Below are 16,749 nucleotides of genomic sequence, written 5' to 3' on the forward strand. Positions count from 1 at the left end.
CCATGCTGAATATTATTTCTGTCAGAAATTGCCCCGAATACAAAGAGCAGGCGATCCAGTACTTCCAACGCCACTGGGCATCAGATGAGACGATGATGCTTTACGAAGACTGTATCAGTCACTGTATTGATGCGGAAAACCCATTGCCAGATTGGTATCTGCTGGAGAAGGATGGGCAAATTATTGGCGGTGCAGGGTTAATTACCAATGATTTCATCAGCCGCATGGATCTTTATCCCTGGCTGTGCGCGCTTTACGTTGAAGAGAACTATCGTGGCAAAGGTTATGCGGGGCGGTTGATTGAGCATCTTGCTCAGGAAGCTCGCCGTGCTGGTTTTTCTGCATTGCATTTATGCACCGAGCTACTCGGTTTTTATGAACGGTATGGATTTCACTTTACCGGAATGGGCTATCACCCCTGGGGTGAATCGTCACGTATCTATTCACGATCGCTTTAAAGGAAAACCACAGGTGAGCTAACGGCTTACTTTGTGCGCCGATTGGGTTAAAAGTTGCAGGCAACATGCGTAAAAGTGAACGGGATCATATTTTGCTGACGAGGGGCAGACTACGCTTCTTACAGACTGACAGGTAATCAGTTATCCACGTAGGGGAGAGGTGATTATGTACACGAGCATTCTGGTGCCAGTAGATATAGAAGAAGATGAACTCACCAAACACGCGCTTACGCATGCAGTCAGGTTGGCCAAAATGTCGGGTGCCGCAATCCACCTCTTTCATTCCCTCCCAGATGCGTCGGCGTTTTTATCTGCTTATTCTTTTGGCATAAAAGAGTTGGAGAATGAGGCAGTGGTGAAAGCGAATGACAAGCTGAAATCACTGATGAAAACGATCGACCTTCCTGCCTCGCGTTTGTCATGTAGCGTCAGTTTTGGTTCGGCCAGAGACGAAGTGTTAGCGCTGGCGGAAGAGATTAATGCAGATTTAATTGTCATTGGTTCGCGGCGACCGAATGTGAAAACCTACCTACTTGGTTCAAATGCCGCAGCAATCGTTCGCCATGCAAAAATGTCAGTCTTAGTTGTCCGCTAGTTTTTGCATAACGCTGCTGCCTCGTCTGAGGTTAGTGACGGGGCAGCAATCTTACGGTGAGGCCGCTTTAAAAAATGGAGAACAGCAGGACAACGGGAAAGCTCAACGGCCAGGTTAGCCCGACTATCAACGAAGCAAAAAATCGGATGAGCAGGGATTTGTCTTTACTTAACAAGAACGTCACGATCAGGGAAACGACAAAGCCGATCATGTAGGTCAGTTTAATGAGTTCCCATGGGGAATGATGTGGCACGTTTGTTTCCTTTTATCCTCGCAGCACCTGCATTTTATGTTGTTAATATTTTACGATCAATTTTTTAACTCTTAATGGGTAGTTGAGTGACATTGTTCTGCGGTACGTATCTTGTACAGCAGTTATTATCCTCTGGTTAAAATGAGACCCTTGGTATGAAAACAACGCTGGCTGTTGCGATGGTATGTGTTGTGGCCCTGTTTTCTCTTTCTACGCCTAGTATGGCGAAAAATGTCCGAATTTCTGATGAGCAGATCAAAGAACAGATCATTCAGGAATCGATTTCGTCTTATTCTGGTAATTGTCCTTGCCCTTATAATTCAGCACGTAATGGCAGCAAGTGCGGTAAGCGTAGCGCATGGAGTCGGGCAGGAGGATATTCGCCCATCTGTTACAAAGACGAAGTGACTCGGAAAATGATTGACGATTGGAGAATGAAAAACGGAAATAGATAGTATTCGGCAGGGAAATAAAAATAGCGAAATAATAATCTCTTTGCTAAGAGTCTGATTGCGCTTTTTCTGTGACAGAAATATTAAATTTTTATTTCAGTATGGACATTGCTTGCAGGCTGTCATAGCTTACTATTTTACCCCATGAGAAAGGTAATAAAATGAGTGAGATATCTAGTCTGTCCCTGAAGATTTCCCCAGAGCTGAAAGAAAAAATCAAAGCGGCTGCCCTGGAAAACGAAGTATCTATCAGTGCAGAAGTCAGCGCCCGATTACTGAGAAGCTTTGATGAAAGCCACCAGACCTCTGAGTTGTCTTCTGAATTAGTGGACAGTCAGGGTACAGAAGAAGTCGGAGCAGAAGCGCCGTTAACGCAGAAAGAGCTAAAGAAAGTTCGGGAATTGCTGAAAGGTAAATCCAAAGCGGCTTCCAAGAAAAAGTAATACTGAAATGTGACGTTGAATCTCTGATTGATTCAAAAAGTAAATAATAAAATTAAATCACCCAGAGGTCTTGATAAAAAGACCTCTGGGTGCGTTTCTTTGCTCAAAGCATCCTGCCTGTAATGCTGCTAGTATAGAAAGTGAAAATCACTTGAAAGTATACTATTGCAACTTATTCGTCTAATCCCATATATACCCACTCTCCACGATCGCCATAATATAAATTCAGATTGTGTTTATTTAATTTTATAATGAATTGTTACCTTTTGTTTTTGAGTTTGTTGTTACATCCTAAATGCAATATTTATCCTCCCTGAAAAAACACATATCTTATAAATAGATAGATTATAAGAAAATGATCGATTTAATAGATATTAATGCCATAAGTTAGAAAATATAAAGATTATCTACAAAAGGCCGATACCACCTTCGGCGTAAAGAAGGCGTGTTCTGGTTTTTTATTCACCCTTATCGCTGCTATTTAACCCTAATTTTAGTGGCGGTAATGCTCCTGGGTTTTATCGAGCATATGGGAATGTAAAAAATCAGCTATGGACGAGAGCGTGCGGTGAAAGATGAGGGGGAAAGGATGACGTTTTTTTCACTGCCAGTATGTGCAGATGTCTTGTACCGAGCGCCGTATCTGGCTAGACCCATTCGACCGCACTGTGATGGATGTGGTTCGATGAGCATGTCTATCTACATATTGTTTATGTTTCTCACCAGGGCATATAAATAATCTGTCCAGAGATGTGTATTTTTTGTTATGAAAAAGAGTATTGGAGCTATCTGTATTTATTAAATAAATATTAATTTTTTAATTATATATTTTTATACAGATAGAGAAAATTAATTAAGGAGATGTTAATGAGTTTGTCCAACTGGCGTATAGGATATCGATTAGGGGCGGGGTTTTCTTTTCTGGTATTAATGCTTTTGGTAATTGGCAGCGTTGCAATTTCAAAGCTAAGTGATTTTCACGAAAAAATGGATGAGATTGTTTCGCAAAACTATCCACTCACCGTCAAAAGTAACAAGCTCATTGATGAGCTGAACGGTTACCTCAATAATCAGCAATTGCTGTTACTCCTTAAATCAGAAAGTGAAATTAACAAACAGTTGGCGCTGAACAAAGAGCGTTCAGGGAAAATATCTGAACTCATGGAGTATCTGAACCAGTCGGTAAATGATGATAAATCTGTTGCGGTGCTGCGTGATATTAGCGATATCCGACGTGATTTCCTTGGTTCAGCGAACAAACTCTCTGCACTGGTCTCAGCAGGGAACACCGACGCGGCTGCAGAGGAATACTTTAACGTAACGCGTGTTACTCAGGCGAAATATACCAGCAAAGTCAACGAGTTCATCGATATACAGGATGATAAGATGTCATCCTCAGCGCAAGAGGTGGGTGAAAGCTATAAAAATGCGCTGATGGTCCTCGCTACGATCATTATCATCAGTGCGCTGGCTGGATTAATTATTGCTTCATTGATTACCCGTAGCGTAACTCAGCCCATACAGGAAGCGCTGGGCGTGGCCGAAAATGTCGCGAAAGGCGATCTGACCTCTGAAATTTATACCGATCGTAAAGATGAAACCGGCCAGCTGTTATCCGCCTTGAATAATATGAACAGCAGCTTAAGGCAGATTGTCAGCCAGGTGCGCGATGGGGCAGAAACGATCTCTAGTGCCGCATCGCAAATCGCTGCGGGGAACCAGGACTTATCTGCCCGAACGGAAGAACAGGCAAGCTCGCTGGAAGAAACGGCGTCATCAATGGAACAATTGACGTCGACAATAAGAAATACCGCCGATAACACGACGCAGGCGACAGATCTTGCGGCTAGCGCGTCTGAAACCGTGAAAAAAAGCGGTGCCATGATGGAAACAGTAACGCAGGAAATGCGTGGTATTCGTGATTCGTCACAGCGTATGGCGGAAATTATCGGCGTGATTGATGGCATTGCATTCCAAACTAACATTCTGGCGCTGAATGCGGCCGTCGAAGCGGCACGTGCCGGTGAACAGGGCAGAGGATTTGCTGTTGTCGCCAGTGAGGTACGTGCGCTGGCTCAGCGAAGCGCTACGGCGGCAAAAGAAATCAAAGAGCTTATTGATGACTCGTTCAAGAAAGTGCAGGACGGCATGGGGCTGGTAGAAGAAACTGGCATCACGATGAACTCACTGGTGACGAATGTGCAGGGCGTAACGGGAATCATCAGCGAAATTGCGCAGGCCAGCCGTGAGCAAAGTGATGGAATCAACCAGATCAACCTGGCCGTTGGGCAGATTGATACGACAACCCAGCAAAATGCCGCGCTGGTTGAAGAATCTGCCGCCGCTGCGCTCTCTTTGCAGGATCAGGCCAATAGCCTCGCGCGTACGGTCAGCGTATTCAATCTTGGTGCATCGTACAAAAGTGCGACATTAAATAGAAAAGCAGAAACGCCCGCGCTGGCTGCCCCTAAAAATGGTCGTACAGAAAAAACAGCAGCCAAAGGTGAGTTAGCGGATTGGACCACGTTCTAACGTTTTGTCGTTAAACGGTATTGCTGATTGACCGCCATTGTGTGCACGAGTTGTGTACCACAATGGCGGTTTTTTATTGCCGTGTCGGGCAATGATGACAGGACGGAAATCAGCTTTTAGCGATAGTTTGCTTAGGATGATTCATATACCATCGAACAACATCAATGAGCAGGAAGATGAGCAGGCTGATACCCATGACGGGCAAGCTCACTGCCAGCAGCAGCGTAATAAGCGCAATCAACACACGCTGAAAGAGTGGAACCCTTAACAATGCCGCCGTCAGCGTGTTGAGCGGATTAGCGTTATGGCGAGATTTTGGACGACGTATCCACCACATCCGATAACCCCATACAATCATCGTACAGAGCCCAAGACCAAATGCCGCGAGGATGAGTTGGTTTGGTAAACCGAATAACACGCCCATATGTGCATCCACTCCCCAGCGGGTGAGCTTGGCGGCAAGCGGGAAGGTGTTGAAATCAGTTTTGTCTATAATCTCCAGCGTATCTGGGTTAACCGACACGGCATCAACCTGCGTTGGCCAGGAACGATCGATCTCACTGACGGTCCAGGCACGGTGCGGTTTGGTGGCAGGGCGGATTTCGATTTTATTAGCATCAATCCCAGCATTGCGCGCGGCAGCCAGCACCTCATCAAATAACGCGGGTGAAGCGGCTTCGACATCCTCCATTGGCATCGACGCATGATGCTCTGCATGTTCATCCGTAGTCATCGCCATATCGTGACCGTGCATCATGTCGTGATGAGACATCGGTGTGGGCAACTGCGTGTTCACCGATGGGGTCTGCCACCCTAGTGCGGTACGCGCGACAGAAATATTGCTTCCCGCCCATTGCGACCAGGTTAACCCCGTTACGGAGAAAAAGAGCAAACCAAGCACAAGAGTCAGCCCCATCGTGGCGTGCCAGTGGCGCAGACGCTGCGTCTTGGCTGTTGTCGTCTGGCTGTTCTTCAATTTCCGACGCTTGGTCGCTGACGACAGATGTCGAGTTGACCACCAGATAACAACGCCGCCCAGTGCTGCAACCCACAGCCAGGATGCTGCCAGCTCGCTGTAATTACGCCCGACGTCGCCTAACAGCAGCCCGCGGTGCAGGTAATCAAGCCAGGTACGGAATGGCAGAATGCCGCTGGTGCCGTAAACAATCTCACTGCCACGATTTTCCAGCGAAACCGGATCGATGAAAACGGCGCGGCTTTCCGATGGCCCCAATTCCGGCAAGGCAAACATGACGCGGGTAGTTTCTCCGGCTACTGGTGCAGGGCGGATCGCAAGCAGTTTTGCATCCTGACGGTGAGCGAGCCCCGCCTGTGCCGCATGGATTTGCTCAGACAGAGAATGTGGCGTGCCCTGACTCTCGGTGAAAAGCTGGTGTGAATACAGCCGGTTTTCAATCTGCGGTGTCAGGACATACAGCGTTCCTGTCAGAGCGGCGACAAAAATAAAAGGACCGACAAAAATACCGATATAGAAATGAAGCCGGATGAACAGGGCAACGATCGCAGCACGTGGCGATACGTTATCCATCGCGTGTTTATCCGACGCCTTTTCTCCGGCTGGGCGTGAGCCGGAGGCGGCGGCAGTGGCTGATGCCTGATTAGGGTGTGACATAGACCCCTCTGAAATCACTTAGCAAAAAAATGATCAAACGCCACACCTGAAAGGGTATAGCGCGATGCGTTATAAATGCACATGAGCATGATGATGCGTGATTCAGAAAGGCGGGGCGCGGACTACAGGAGAAGCATAACGCTCAGGAAGGACAATGCGGGAAATAAAATGAATAACCAGCGCTTCCGATAAAGACGCAGTCAGTATGGGATTGGGAGTGCCTGTTGCGAACAGCGCCGGCGTATACGAAAAGAGTACGCAGTAACCGCAAGCAGCATGGTCCATCATCATGGATGGCGATGAGGGAGAATGGTGTGATTGCGTCGCGTGATGCCCGGATATCTGATGTCCGGTATGATTATGGTGCGGTTCGGCTATACTGCCGCTGTGGCCGGTGGACGCGGCGGTATCATGCGCGTCGGCCGTATGTGCAGTAGTACTAGTATGTACAGTCGAGCTATGCGTGTTTGTACCATTTTCATGAGCATGGGCCCCATGAAGCACCAGTGTTTGTGAAATCACTGGGGCAATGAAGATGGTCAAAATAGCGAAGATGCCGACCCAGGCTGGGAAACTTCGCCGTCGTAGTGCGGACAAAAGCATAGCAGTCTTAATTCAACAATACCGGGTTCAGCCAAGGAGTGTACTTTACTTGTCCCTGCATTGTTACACAAATGTTTATACTCGGCATACTGCCAGTGACATGTGAAGTGCTGTTGCTATCCGTTCCGATTTCTATCAATGACACGTCAGGAAATTGCACGGGCGTAAACGGAATAATCCTACGCCCGCGCAGGGCGATATTCGCTATAGTCCGTGGCTGTTTTCCATTTTGACAACCCGGTTTATCATGCTTTAGCGTTCTCGTTGTTTAAACGCTGACCTATTATGATGAACAATATCTTTATCAAGTTGTCGGAAAGCTAACTTATCCATTAATATGGATTTTAGTTGATTGAAGCACACGAACAGGGGGAGCTGTGCTGGATAATAAATTTGGGTTTAAACAGCGGGTTGCTAGCCTTCGCTGGCTGTCCGCCGCCGTTATGCTGTCAGTGAGCGCAGTGCCAGCTTGGGCATTCTCTATTGATGATGTAGCACAGCAGGCCGAAAAGCTGGCTGAAAAGGGTTTTGAAGCGCCGAAAAGTAATCTTCCTGCGCAATTCCGTGATATGAAATTTGCGGACTACCAGCAAATTCGTTTCAATAACGACAAATCATACTGGAATAATGTACAGACGCCTTTCAAACTCCAGTTTTACCATCAGGGCATGTATTTCGATACCCCGGTGAAAATTAATGAAGTGACGGCGACAACGGTTGATGAGATTAAATACTCTCCTGAGTATTTTGATTTTGGCTCCGTCAATCACGATCCTGAAACGGTTAAAAATCTCGGCTTTGCCGGTTTTAAAGTTCTCTATCCGATCAATAAAGCCGATAAGAACGATGAAATTGTCAGCATGCTGGGTGCCAGCTATTTCCGTGTGGTCGGTAAAGGCCAGATTTATGGCTTATCTGCGCGTGGTTTGGCGATCGATACGGCGTTGCCTTCTGGTGAAGAATTCCCGCGTTTCCGTGAGTTCTGGATTGAACGTCCAAAACCAAATGATAAACATCTGGTGATTTATGCGCTGTTGGATTCGCCACGTGCTGCAGGGGCTTACCGTTTTACCGTTTATCCGGGGCGTGACAGCGTCGTAGACGTTCAGGCTAAAGTCTTCCTGCGCGACAAAGTGGGCAAGCTGGGTATCGCTCCGCTGACCAGTATGTATCTGTTTGGCCCGAACCAGCCGTCGCCAACGCTGAACTACCGTCCAGCGCTGAACGACTCTAACGGTCTGTCAATTCATGCCGGCAATGGCGAATGGATTTGGCGTCCGCTGAATAATCCTAAGCACCTGTCCGTGAGCACTTATGCGGTGGAAAATCCGAAAGGGTTTGGTCTGCTGCAGCGTGGCCGTGATTTCGCCGCTTACGAAGATCTTGATGACCGTTACGATCTGCGTCCAAGTGGCTGGGTTGAGCCAAAAGGCGAGTGGGGCAAAGGAAAAGTTGAGCTGGTTGAAATCCCTACCGCGGATGAAACCAACGACAATATCGTTGCCTTCTGGACACCGGATGTGTTGCCAGAAACGGGCAAACCGCTGGATATTAAATATCGTCTGCACTTTACGCGCGACGAAGATCAACTGCATTCCCCGGACATTGCCTATGTTCAACAGACTCGCCGTTCTGCCGGTGATGTTAAACAATCTAACCTGATCCGCCAGCCTGACGGCACGATCGCTTACATTGTGGATTTTGTTGGACCGAATTTAAAAGAGTTGGATGAGAGCACTCCGGTCGCTTCTCAGGTCAGCATTGGCGACAACGGCGAGATTGTAGAAAATAATGTTCGCTATAACCCGGTAACTCATGGCTGGCGTCTGACGCTGCGTTTGCGTGTGAAGGATGCGAAACAGCCGACTGAAATGAGAGCTGCGTTGGTTAATGGCGAGACGACATTGACTGAAACCTGGAGCAATCAGCTGCCTGCTAATGAATAAGTCAACTTCTTCTCTCGATTATATTGAGAAACTACCTCTGCCTGCTCCGCAGGCAGAGGTTCTTCGCGAAAAATTACCGCAAGCGGCCTGGAACGATCAGGCCGTTTTGCATCAGGCGTTGTCTGAAGGTAGCCAGTCTGAAGGCAGCCGGGTCAATGTTCAGGCAGAAGACGATGTTGCGCTGCATTCCGTGCAGGCTCGTCTTGAAATGGCCTGGGCTGATGGTCTGGACAACGGTAAGCAGCTCGGCACAGACAGGGAAGGGCGGACGGCATTAAAAGCGATGCCTGTTATTACCCGCGCTTCGATGTTCCCTGATGTCTGGCGGACGAACCCACTGATTCGCTGGTGGGAAAGTCTGCTGGGCCGTACCGTGCCGCCTCGTCCTCATTACAGCCCGGAAGAGAAAATTTCCGAAAACCGCTGGCGTCTGGTGGGCACAATCCGCCGCTATATTCTGCTGGTGTTGACGCTGTTCCAGACGGCGATCGCCACTTGGTACATGAAAACCATCCTCCCTTATCAGGGGTGGGCGCTGATCGATCCGTTTGAAATGGCGGGTCAGCCGTGGACGCGCTCGGTGATGCAACTGCTGCCTTATGTGTTGCAAAGCGGCATACTCGTTCTGTTCGCGGTGCTGTTCTGTTGGGTGTCGGCCGGGTTCTGGACCGCGCTGATGGGGTTCCTGCAACTGCTGATTGGTCGAGATAAATACAGTATCTCTTCCACGACAGTGGGTAACGAGGCGCTGAATCCCGAGCATCGCACGGCGTTAATCATGCCGATTTGTAACGAAGACGTAGAACGCGTGTTTGCAGGATTACGTGCGACGTATGAGTCGGTTGAAGCGACGGGCAACCTTGAGCATTTTGATATTTACGTCTTGAGCGACAGTAACGATCCTGATATCTGCGTAGCAGAGCAAAAAGCCTGGATGGAGCTGTGCCGTGATGTTGGCGGAGCAGGGCGCATCTTCTATCGTCGCCGTCGCCGTCGCGTCAAACGTAAGAGCGGTAATATCGATGATTTCTGCCGCCGTTGGGGTAATCAGTACAGCTACATGGTGATTCTGGATGCCGATAGCGTGATGAGCGGTGAATGTCTGACGTCTCTGGTCAGACTGATGGAAGCAAATCCGAACGCCGGTATCATCCAGTCCTCGCCGAAAGCATCGGGCATGGATACGCTATATGCACGCTGCCAGCAGTTTGCAACGCGTGTCTATGGGCCGCTGTTCACTGCGGGCCTGCATTTTTGGCAACTGGGTGAGTCGCACTACTGGGGACATAACGCTATTATCCGCGTTAAACCGTTCATCGAGCACTGTGCTTTGGCACCGCTGCCGGGTGAGGGGTCATTCGCTGGTGCGATTCTGTCTCACGACTTCGTTGAAGCTGCGCTTATGCGCCGTGCTGGATGGGGCGTATGGATTGCATACGACCTACCGGGAAGCTATGAAGAGCTGCCGCCTAACCTGTTGGATGAACTGAAACGTGACCGCCGCTGGTGCCATGGTAACCTGATGAATTTCCGGTTGTTCCTGGTTAAAGGTATGCATCCGGTTCACCGTGCCGTGTTCCTTACCGGTGTGATGTCTTATCTGTCTGCACCACTGTGGTTTATGTTCCTGGTGCTCTCTACAGCGTTACAGGTTGTGCATACGCTGATGGAACCACAGTACTTCTTGCAGCCTCGACAGCTGTTCCCCGTCTGGCCACAGTGGCGGCCGGAACTGGCTATCGCGCTCTTCTCGACGACATTGGTCTTGCTGTTCTTGCCAAAACTGCTGAGTGTGATTCTAGTGTGGGCGAAAGGGGCAAAAGAGTACGGCGGCGCTGTCCGGGTATTCCTTTCTCTGCTGCTGGAAATGCTGTTCTCGGTTCTGCTGGCTCCGGTTCGAATGCTGTTCCACACGGTATTTGTTGTCAGTGCGTTTCTCGGCTGGTCGGTACAGTGGAATTCTCCACAGCGTGACGACGATGCGACCCCGTGGAGTGAGGCGTTTGTGCGCCACGGCTCTCAGTTGATTCTGGGTCTGGTCTGGGCGATTGGCATGGCATGGCTGGATCTGCGCTTCCTGTGGTGGCTGGCTCCGATTGTCTTCTCGCTGATTTTGTCGCCGTTCGTTTCGGTTTATTCGAGCCGCGCGTCATTGGGGCTGGGTTGTAAGCGTGCCAAGCTGTTGATGATACCGGAAGAGTTTAATCCGCCGCGTGAACTGGTCGCTACGGATGAATATTGCCGGTTGAACCACCAGCGTAGACTCGATAACGGGTTTATGCAGGCTGTCTTTGATCCGTCAATTAACGCCCTTGCCAGTGCAATGGCGACGGCGCGCCATCGCTTCAGCCGAGCGATTGAAGACGTACGTGAGCAGAATGTGCGTGATGCCTTGAATCGCAAGCCGGAAGAGGTGAGCAATAATCAGCGCCTGGCGTTGCTTAGCGATCCTGTGACGATCTCGCGCCTGCACTACCATGTGTGGCAAAAGCCGGAAACGTATGCTGAGTGGGTTGAGTCTTACCAGAAACTTCCCGCACCTCATATCAAAAGCTAACTGCTTGTAGTGTAGAAAATGAGTGGTGTGAAAGATAAAGCAACGGCAATCAATGCCGTTGCTTTTTTTTCGTCTGTCATAAGGTGTCGCAGCTCCGAAACTACAGGAGTGCATTCGTTAATAAAGGGACGGTTCTCCTTCCGGGCGCGTTTTAAAACGGCGATGCAGCCACATGTATTGATCCAGTGCGAGCAGAATGTTCCGTTCAACCACGTTGTTCATCCAAGCGGCAGTCGCAGTTTCATTATCTACAGGTGCATCCTGTTCCGCTGGCTGGATCAGTAGTTCATAGCCTTTGCCGTCAGGCAGTCGGCGAGGTACAAAAGGGATGACTGCCGGGCGTGCCGTTTTTATCAGCATGTAGCTACCGCGGGTTGTCGCTGCTTTATCTACGGCAAACAGAGGAACGAATACGCTGCTGCGTGGGCCATAATCATGGTCTGGGGCATACCAGATAATGTCGCCCTGCTTGAGAGCGCGAATCATGCCCTTCAGATCTTTTCGGTCCAGCATGGATTTATTAGACCGCATTCTTCCCCACGTCTGTAACCAGTCAATCAGCTTGTTATCATTCGGACGATAGACGCCGATCCCCGGATTGTACATGCCAAAAACTCGCGCACCGAGTTCCAATGTTAAAAAATGCAGCCCGATGAGCAGTACCCCTTGCTTCCGTTCGTTCTCAGGAAGGATGTGTTCAACGCCTGTCACCGTAAACCAGCGCTCGATACGCCAATTCGGCCAAAACCAGGCCATGCCTGTTTCAACTACGCCCATGCCGACAGATTCGAAATTCTTCCTGACTAACACATCACGTTCAGCCTGTGGCATGTCGGGGAAACACAGTTCAAGGTTGCGGGCGGCGATCTTGACGCGCTTTGGCAGCAGACGCATAGCCAGATAGCCAAGTGCGGTACCGATACGATAAATAACGGGATAGGGAAGCAAAACGATAAGGTATAGGATGCCGATGCCCAACCAGGTGAGCCAGTAGCGCGGATGTAGCAATGAACGATTAAAAGAAGGGATTTGTGTCATGGCCTCAGTATCAATGTTTTGGTGCTGGTCAGCACGCGAACCGTTAAAAAACGAGTTAATGGTCAACTGCAAGATAGATTATTGCGGCGCTTTGCCAATAAAACAAATTACCGCTGTGTTATTGACTGATTTTTATGCAAAAAGCGGATTTGATCGTACCATCTTCAGAGAATGAGTTTTAACCTTTGTTGGCATACCGCGTGGTGAGAGGGGGAAGCGGCGACCCAGATAGGATCGCCTGACACATCGTATTCATCGTTACTGCTTGAAAATACCTCTGGCGTAGCGTGGTTCACTACGCCAGTACTGTGCAGGGGCGGAGACCTGTGCGCCCAGTCTGGCGGCTGCATGCCACGGCCAGCGAGGATCGAAGAGTATCGCACGAGCCAGCCCGATAGCGTCTGCCTCACCGGTTGCAACGATCGCTTCTGCCTGTTCCGGTTCGGTTATCAATCCAACGGCGATGGTCGTAATACCCACCTCTTGCTTAATCCGCTGTGCATAGGGCACCTGATAATTCGGCGCAGGATGAATCTGTTGTAACGGCGATAGCCCGCCGCTGGAGACATGGATGAAATCACAGCCCAATTCGTGCAGCGCTTTACTGAGCTGTACGGACTGTTCCAGATCCCAACCGCCTTCCACACCATCTGTTGCAGAAATACGTACGCCGACGGCTTTACGTTCAGGGAAAACGTCGCGTATCGCACGATAAGTTTCAATGACCAGACGCATCCGATTTTGAAGCGATCCGCCGTAGCCGTCCGTGCGCTGGTTTGTCAGTGGTGAGAGGAACTGGTGCAATAAATAGCCGTGGGCAGCATGAATCTCTATCAGATCAAAGCCCAGACGATCCGCACGTTTAGCGGAGTCAACGAACGAGTCAATTAGCGCACGGATTTGCGGTTCTGACATGGCCTGCGGTGGCGCATCACTGTCATTATAAGGAACAGCCGATGGTGCAATAGTCTGCCAACCGCCCTGTTCCGGGCGCAGAAATGCTCGCCCGCTCCACGGCACGCCTGTTGATGCTTTGCGACCCGCGTGCCCGAGCTGTATGCCGAGAGGCATGGCTGAATAGGTTTTGACTGCGTGAACCGCACCAGCAAGAGCCTGCTCCGTCGCGTCATCCCACAAACCAAGGTCGTGTGGGGAAATCCGCCCTTCTGGTGAGACTGCGGTCGCCTCAATAATAAGTAGCCCAGCGCCAGAATGTGACAGGTTACCTAAATGCATGGTATGCCAGGCTGTCGCCTTGCCATCCTCTGCTGAATACTGACACATGGGGGCAATGATGATTCGGTTGGGCAATTCGAGTTTACCCAGCGATACCGGGGAGAAAAGCTGACTCATAATGACAGATCCTTCGATGATGATACTTCATGAAAGCGAAAATGAATCCCAGAGGTCGTGGGTTTACGGTAGATCACTCTTTCTCGTTACGCTATTCATTTCATGCCCTGACAGCTTCAGCGCTATCAGGTATGATGCCGGGCGATTCAGTATGTCGAGCTATAGCTTGATGATGAACGCCACACGCTAACCTCAATGAAGATAGGAACGTACACCATGCCAGTGTTACATAACCGAATTTCTAATGAGGAACTGAAGGCGCGTATGCTTGCGGAAACCGAGCCGCGTACCACAGTTTCCTTCTATAAATATTTTGCGATTGACGATCCAAAAGCCTTTCGCGATCGTCTGTATATTCAGCTTGAGCAATATAAGGTCTTCGGACGCATCTATATTGCTACTGAAGGGATTAACGCCCAAATCAGCGTACCTAATAATCAGTTCGATGCCTTTAAAACCGCATTGTTCAGTGCACATCCGGTACTCGATCAGATTCGATTAAACATCGCTTTGGAAGATGACGGGAAATCGTTCTGGGTGTTGCGTATGAAAGTACGCGAACGGATTGTCGCCGATGGCATTGACGATCCTACTTTTAACCCTGCGAATGTCGGGCAATACCTGAAAGCCGATCAGGTCAATGCGATGGCCGACGATCCTGATACCGTATTTGTCGATATGCGTAATCATTACGAATACGAAGTCGGACATTTTGAGAATGCGCTGGAAGTGCCGTCGGATACCTTTCGTGAGCAGCTACCGATGGCGGTTGAAATGCTGGACGAGGCGCGTGATAAAAATATTGTCATGTACTGCACGGGCGGTATTCGCTGCGAAAAGGCCAGTGCCTACATGCTGCATCACGGCTTTAAGAACGTGTATCACGTCGAGGGCGGTATCATTGAGTATACGCGTCAGGCCAAAGCCCAAGGCTTACCGCTGAAGTTTATCGGTAAGAATTTCGTGTTCGATGAACGGATGGGAGAGCGTATCTCTGATGACGTCATCGCGCATTGCCATCAGTGCGGAGCGTCGTGTGATAGCCACACTAACTGCCGTAATGAAGGGTGCCATCTTCTGTTTATCCAATGTCCTAGCTGTGCCGCAAAATATGAAGGCTGTTGCAGTACGCAGTGTCAGGACGAGATGAAGCTGCCGCTGGAAGAACAAAGGGCGATACGCAGCGGGCGTGAGAATGGAATGAAAATCTTCAATAAATCCAAAGGACTATTGCAGTCAACGTTGCAGATTCCTGCCCCTGCAGCGAAAGATAAGGCTGAATAGCGAACGGCTCATCGTGCAATAAAAAGCCCTTTCCAACGGAAAGGGCTGTGTCGTGTTGATGCGTGGTGCTGCCTTATTTCTGGCGAACGCCTTCAACGGCGATAATCAGTTCTACATCCTGTGAAGCTGGACCCAAATCGGTCGTAATGTTGAAGTCTTTCAGCTTGATAGTGCCTTCGGCTTGGAACCCTGCACGATAGTTACCCCACGGGTCATCACCCTGACCGATGAGTTTGGCATCCAGCTTAACGGGCTTGGTGACGCCATTTAAGGTCAGGTTGCCGGTAATATCGTAATCTTCGCCGTCTTTCTTCACTTCAGTGGACGTAAACGTTGCTTGCGGATGCTTGGTAACGTTTAAAAATTCTGCACTGCGAAGGTGCTTGTCACGTTCAGCGTGGTTGGTATCAACGCTGTTGGTGTTGATTGTGACATTCACTTTATCCGCTGATGGGTTTTTCTCATCAAAGGTAAAGGCGCCATCGAAGTCGTTAAAGCTGCCGTAAAGCCAGCTGTAACCGAGGTGTTTAATGCGGAATTCGATAAACGCGTGCTGGCCTTCTTTATCGAACTTGTATTCTGCCGCCAGTGCAGAACCGGCAGAGGCAAGCATGGATACTGCGGTCAGGCTCAGTAGTGTTTTCTTCAGCATTGGTATTTCTCCATAAATCCAGAAAGTTAAGGAACGTTGCGACCCAACATCCGTTTCAACGTGTTATCACCATCGATAAAGTGGTGTTTTAATGCGGCTAAACCGTGCAGCGCTGATAAGGCAACCACCGCCCATGCAAGATAAAGATGCACGTCGCCTGCTATATCGGCCTGATCCGTCAAGCCGCTGACAATGGCCGGAACAGAAAACCAGCCAAAAACTGAGATGGAATGCCCTTCGGCAGTGGAAATGAGATATCCACTAATGAGAATGGCGAAAAGAATGACATAAAGCGCAATATGAGCCAGCGTCGCACTGACGCGGGTTAATGTGGAGTAGCTTTTCAACGGCGGAGGCGGTGGGGAGATAAAACGCCATACCACGCGAAAGATTAAGATGGCAAAGAACAGCACGCCAATGGCTTTGTGAATCTCTGGGGCACGGTGATACCAAATATTGTAGTACCCTAATGTGACCATCCACAGTCCTAAAGCGAACATGCCATAAACGGTTAACGCTGCAATCCAGTGCAAAAGAATGCTGATATGGCCATAACGAGAAGAGGTATTACGCCAAAGCATGGTGATAACTCCTTATCAGATCGGTAACGCAGTCAATTCGGCGAAATTTAACAGGAAGAAACATAAAATCAATATAAACTTTCAAATTGTAACATTATCATAAACATGAACAATTTTTTTGAATTTAAATTCATAATTTATTCAGTTTGGTTATGGAAGTTCTTTACTGGAAATAGATATTTCTAATGCCTGTTTTCAGGCGAAAGATGAATAAAGACGGCAGTGAGATAAATTAATTGCACTGGAAAGCGGCTCTATTAGTTGAATAATGATATAGCGGGTGATTATTAGTATCAGGGCGGTGAGAGTATAAAAAAGATAGGCGCGGCTTCATTTATTGATGGATATAAAAAGAAATGAGAATAGCCC

15 protein-coding genes are annotated in these 16,749 nt (G+C 49.0%); 8 read left to right on the forward strand and 7 right to left on the reverse strand.

The window, feature by feature from the left end; all coding sequences use genetic code 11:
- The first annotated feature begins 2 nt into the window (after window positions 1-2).
- Together MYB54_RS08250 and MYB54_RS08255 are read left to right on the forward strand one after the other, a co-directional pair.
- A complete protein-coding gene (locus MYB54_RS08250; RefSeq protein WP_014915859.1) occupies window positions 3-458 on the forward strand; it encodes a GNAT family N-acetyltransferase in 456 nt (151 codons plus the stop codon).
- Window positions 459-624: 166 nt separating this feature from the next.
- Complete coding sequence (locus tag MYB54_RS08255) at window positions 625-1,053, forward strand: universal stress protein (protein ID WP_014915858.1); 429 nt, start codon at window positions 625-627, stop codon at window positions 1,051-1,053.
- Between the two features lie 67 nt (window positions 1,054-1,120).
- Here the strand turns inward: MYB54_RS08255 and MYB54_RS08260 are convergent, their stop codons facing one another.
- Window positions 1,121-1,306, reverse strand: a complete 186-nt coding sequence (locus MYB54_RS08260) for a GhoT/OrtT family toxin (protein ID WP_039275654.1) — start codon at window positions 1,304-1,306, stop codon at window positions 1,121-1,123.
- A 155-nt stretch (window positions 1,307-1,461) separates the two neighbouring features.
- Here MYB54_RS08260 and MYB54_RS08265 point away from each other — a divergent pair, with 155 nt between their 5' ends.
- From MYB54_RS08265 to MYB54_RS08275, 3 genes are all read left to right on the forward strand, one after another.
- Window positions 1,462-1,761: a hypothetical protein gene (locus tag MYB54_RS08265; RefSeq protein ID WP_071822597.1), complete on the forward strand. Its 300-nt coding sequence runs from the start codon at window positions 1,462-1,464 to the stop codon at window positions 1,759-1,761.
- Window positions 1,762-1,919: 158 nt separating this feature from the next.
- Window positions 1,920-2,201, forward strand: coding sequence for a hypothetical protein (locus MYB54_RS08270; RefSeq protein ID WP_014915856.1), 282 nt, complete (start codon window positions 1,920-1,922; stop codon window positions 2,199-2,201).
- A gap of 867 nt (window positions 2,202-3,068) precedes the next feature.
- Window positions 3,069-4,733 carry a methyl-accepting chemotaxis protein gene (locus MYB54_RS08275; RefSeq protein ID WP_039464697.1) on the forward strand — a complete coding sequence of 555 codons (1,665 nt, stop codon included), beginning with the start codon at window positions 3,069-3,071 and terminating at the stop codon, window positions 4,731-4,733.
- 109 nt (window positions 4,734-4,842) lie between these two features.
- On the opposite strand, the gene MYB54_RS08280 is transcribed toward MYB54_RS08275, so the two are convergent.
- Both MYB54_RS08280 and MYB54_RS08285 read right to left on the reverse strand, forming a co-directional pair.
- Window positions 4,843-6,366 carry a PepSY-associated TM helix domain-containing protein gene (locus MYB54_RS08280; RefSeq protein WP_248721788.1) on the reverse strand — a complete coding sequence of 508 codons (1,524 nt, stop codon included), beginning with the start codon at window positions 6,364-6,366 and terminating at the stop codon, window positions 4,843-4,845.
- Window positions 6,367-6,468: 102 nt separating this feature from the next.
- The gene (locus MYB54_RS08285) at window positions 6,469-6,969 is read right to left on the reverse strand and encodes a DUF2946 domain-containing protein (protein ID WP_248721789.1); all 501 of its coding nucleotides are present in this window, start codon (window positions 6,967-6,969) and stop codon (window positions 6,469-6,471) included.
- A gap of 443 nt (window positions 6,970-7,412) precedes the next feature.
- On the opposite strand from MYB54_RS08285, the gene MYB54_RS08290 reads away from it, so the two are divergent.
- Window positions 7,413-8,915, forward strand: coding sequence for a glucan biosynthesis protein G (locus MYB54_RS08290; protein WP_148276436.1), 1,503 nt, complete (start codon window positions 7,413-7,415; stop codon window positions 8,913-8,915).
- Window positions 8,908-11,472, forward strand: a complete 2,565-nt coding sequence (gene mdoH / locus MYB54_RS08295; RefSeq protein ID WP_014915852.1) for a glucans biosynthesis glucosyltransferase MdoH — start codon at window positions 8,908-8,910, stop codon at window positions 11,470-11,472. Before MYB54_RS08290 ends, mdoH begins: the two co-directional genes overlap by 8 nt.
- 117 nt (window positions 11,473-11,589) lie before the next feature.
- Here mdoH and MYB54_RS08300 read toward each other — a convergent pair whose 3' ends face one another.
- A complete protein-coding gene (locus MYB54_RS08300; protein ID WP_043902023.1) occupies window positions 11,590-12,510 on the reverse strand; it encodes a Kdo(2)-lipid IV(A) acyltransferase in 921 nt (306 codons plus the stop codon).
- A gap of 258 nt (window positions 12,511-12,768) precedes the next feature.
- Window positions 12,769-13,863, reverse strand: a complete 1,095-nt coding sequence (locus MYB54_RS08305) for an NADH:flavin oxidoreductase/NADH oxidase (protein WP_014915850.1) — start codon at window positions 13,861-13,863, stop codon at window positions 12,769-12,771.
- A 216-nt stretch (window positions 13,864-14,079) separates the two neighbouring features.
- On the opposite strand from MYB54_RS08305, the gene trhO reads away from it, so the two are divergent.
- The gene (gene trhO, locus MYB54_RS08310; RefSeq protein WP_248721790.1) at window positions 14,080-15,147 is read left to right on the forward strand and encodes an oxygen-dependent tRNA uridine(34) hydroxylase TrhO; all 1,068 of its coding nucleotides are present in this window, start codon (window positions 14,080-14,082) and stop codon (window positions 15,145-15,147) included.
- A gap of 73 nt (window positions 15,148-15,220) precedes the next feature.
- On the opposite strand, the gene MYB54_RS08315 is transcribed toward trhO, so the two are convergent.
- Both MYB54_RS08315 and MYB54_RS08320 read right to left on the reverse strand, forming a co-directional pair.
- Window positions 15,221-15,796, reverse strand: coding sequence for a YceI family protein (locus MYB54_RS08315; RefSeq protein WP_161503050.1), 576 nt, complete (start codon window positions 15,794-15,796; stop codon window positions 15,221-15,223).
- Between the two features lie 29 nt (window positions 15,797-15,825).
- Window positions 15,826-16,380 (reverse strand): cytochrome b, encoded by a 555-nt coding sequence (locus MYB54_RS08320; RefSeq protein ID WP_010276123.1) that lies wholly within the window; start codon window positions 16,378-16,380, stop codon window positions 15,826-15,828.
- Window positions 16,381-16,749 lie beyond the last annotated feature (369 nt).

The sequence above is a fragment of the Pectobacterium nicotianae genome (assembly GCF_023272715.1).
GTDB classification, from domain to species: domain Bacteria; phylum Pseudomonadota; class Gammaproteobacteria; order Enterobacterales; family Enterobacteriaceae; genus Pectobacterium; species Pectobacterium brasiliense.

Bases quoted from the DNA above. Each gene is read 5' to 3' on its own strand.
- MYB54_RS08250 (WP_014915859.1), top strand. From the start codon at position 3: ATGCTGAATATTATTTCTGTCAGAAATTGCCCCGAATACAAAGAGCAG.
- MYB54_RS08255 (WP_014915858.1), top strand. From the start codon at position 625: ATGTACACGAGCATTCTGGTGCCAGTAGATATAGAAGAAGATGAACTC.
- MYB54_RS08265 (WP_071822597.1), top strand. From the start codon at position 1,462: ATGAAAACAACGCTGGCTGTTGCGATGGTATGTGTTGTGGCCCTGTTT.
- MYB54_RS08270 (WP_014915856.1), top strand. From the start codon at position 1,920: ATGAGTGAGATATCTAGTCTGTCCCTGAAGATTTCCCCAGAGCTGAAA.
- MYB54_RS08275 (WP_039464697.1), top strand. From the start codon at position 3,069: ATGAGTTTGTCCAACTGGCGTATAGGATATCGATTAGGGGCGGGGTTT.
- MYB54_RS08280 (WP_248721788.1), bottom strand. From the start codon at position 6,366: ATGTCACACCCTAATCAGGCATCAGCCACTGCCGCCGCCTCCGGCTCA.
- MYB54_RS08285 (WP_248721789.1), bottom strand. From the start codon at position 6,969: ATGCTTTTGTCCGCACTACGACGGCGAAGTTTCCCAGCCTGGGTCGGC.
- MYB54_RS08290 (WP_148276436.1), top strand. From the start codon at position 7,413: ATGCTGTCAGTGAGCGCAGTGCCAGCTTGGGCATTCTCTATTGATGAT.
- mdoH (WP_014915852.1), top strand. From the start codon at position 8,908: ATGAATAAGTCAACTTCTTCTCTCGATTATATTGAGAAACTACCTCTG.
- MYB54_RS08300 (WP_043902023.1), bottom strand. From the start codon at position 12,510: ATGACACAAATCCCTTCTTTTAATCGTTCATTGCTACATCCGCGCTAC.
- MYB54_RS08305 (WP_014915850.1), bottom strand. From the start codon at position 13,863: ATGAGTCAGCTTTTCTCCCCGGTATCGCTGGGTAAACTCGAATTGCCC.
- trhO (WP_248721790.1), top strand. From the start codon at position 14,080: ATGCCAGTGTTACATAACCGAATTTCTAATGAGGAACTGAAGGCGCGT.
- MYB54_RS08320 (WP_010276123.1), bottom strand. From the start codon at position 16,380: ATGCTTTGGCGTAATACCTCTTCTCGTTATGGCCATATCAGCATTCTT.